General features: G+C 51.2%; 2 protein-coding genes. Both read left to right on the plus strand.

Annotation, left to right across the window (positions count from 1 at the left end):
• A partial coding sequence (locus QZF50_RS19205) for a LuxR C-terminal-related transcriptional regulator (RefSeq protein WP_290388953.1) occupies positions 1-326 on the plus strand: 326 nt, incomplete at its 5' end.
• A partial coding sequence (gene uvrC, locus QZF50_RS19210) for an excinuclease ABC subunit UvrC (protein ID WP_290388954.1) occupies positions 323-1,913 on the plus strand: 1,591 nt, incomplete at its 3' end. The genes QZF50_RS19205 and uvrC, both read left to right, overlap by 4 nt.

Raw genomic sequence — 1,913 nt, forward strand, 5'->3', positions numbered from 1 at the left:
TCGTGAGTGCGATTCGTTCTGTCTATTCAGGGCAGCGTTACATTGCTTCTGACATCGCTCAACAAATGGCGTTAAGCCAGATCGAACCAGAAAAAACAGAAAGCCCATTTGCCAGTTTGTCTGAACGTGAATTGCAGATTATGCTGATGATCACCAAGGGCCAGAAGGTCAATGAGATCTCAGAACAGCTCAATCTCAGTCCGAAAACGGTGAACAGCTACCGCTATCGTATGTTCAGTAAACTAAACATTCATGGCGATGTTGAGCTGACTCACCTGGCAATTCGCCATGGTCTGTGTAATGCGGAGACATTATCAAGTCAGTGAGTGATCAGTTTGACGCAAAAGCGTTTTTAAAAACCGTAACCAGCCAGCCAGGCGTTTATCGCATGTACGATGCTGGTGGTACGGTTATCTATGTCGGCAAAGCGAAAGACCTGAAAAAACGGCTTTCCAGCTATTTCCGTAGCAACCTCGCTTCGCGCAAAACCGAAGCGCTGGTCGCCCAGATCCAGCAAATTGATGTAACGGTTACTCACACAGAAACCGAAGCGCTGTTGCTGGAACACAACTACATCAAACTCTATCAGCCGCGTTACAACGTTTTGCTACGCGATGATAAATCATATCCTTTTATCTTCCTGAGTGGTGATACCCACCCGCGTCTGGCGATGCATCGTGGTGCGAAGCATGCCAAAGGTGAATATTTCGGCCCGTTCCCGAATGGCTATGCCGTACGTGAAACTCTGGCGCTACTGCAAAAGATTTTCCCCATTCGCCAGTGCGAAAATAGTGTTTATCGCAATCGCTCGCGTCCGTGTCTGCAATACCAGATAGGGCGCTGTCTGGGACCGTGCGTTGAAGGACTGGTGAGTGAAGAAGAATACGCTCAGCAGGTCGAGTATGTGCGCCTGTTTTTGTCTGGCAAAGATGATCAGGTGCTTACGCAACTCATTAGTCGTATGGAAACTGCCAGCCAGAATCTGGAGTTTGAAGAAGCTGCACGTATTCGCGACCAAATTCAGGCGGTGCGACGCGTCACCGAAAAACAATTCGTTTCCAATACCGGCGACGACCTCGACGTTATTGGTGTGGCGTTCGATGCGGGCATGGCTTGTGTCCACGTATTGTTCATTCGTCAGGGCAAAGTGCTCGGCAGCCGCAGCTATTTCCCGAAAGTGCCTGGCGGTACGGAACTGAGCGAGGTGGTAGAAACCTTCGTAGGCCAGTTCTATTTACAAGGCAGCCAGATGCGCACCTTACCGGGTGAGATCCTGCTCGATTTTAATCTTAGCGATAAAACGCTGCTCGCCGATTCCCTTTCAGAACTGGCGGGACGCAAGATTAATGTTCAAACCAAACCTCGCGGCGATAGGGCGCGTTATCTGAAACTCGCGCGCACCAATGCGGCGACGGCCTTAACCAGCAAACTTTCGCAGCAATCTACCGTTCACCAGCGACTGACCGCGCTTGCCAGCGTGTTGAAATTGCCGGAAGTGAAGCGGATGGAGTGCTTTGACATCAGCCATACCATGGGCGAACAAACCGTCGCTTCCTGTGTGGTGTTTGATGCTAACGGCCCGCTGCGTGCGGAGTATCGGCGCTATAACATTACAGGCATCACGCCGGGCGATGATTATGCGGCGATGAATCAGGTGCTGCGTCGGCGTTATGGTAAAGCCATTGACGACAGTAAGATCCCGGATGTGATCCTTATCGACGGCGGCAAAGGCCAGCTTGCGCAGGCGAAAAATGTCTTCGCCGAACTGGATGTCTCATGGGATAAAAATCATCCGCTGCTACTTGGCGTTGCCAAAGGAGCAGATCGTAAGGCTGGACTGGAAACGCTGTTCTTTGAGCCGGAAGGTGAGGGATTTAGTTTGCCGCCAGATTCACCCGCGCTGCATGTTATCC

The sequence above is a fragment of the uncultured Escherichia sp. genome, from assembly GCF_948475835.1.
GTDB lineage: Bacteria > Pseudomonadota > Gammaproteobacteria > Enterobacterales > Enterobacteriaceae > ECMA0423.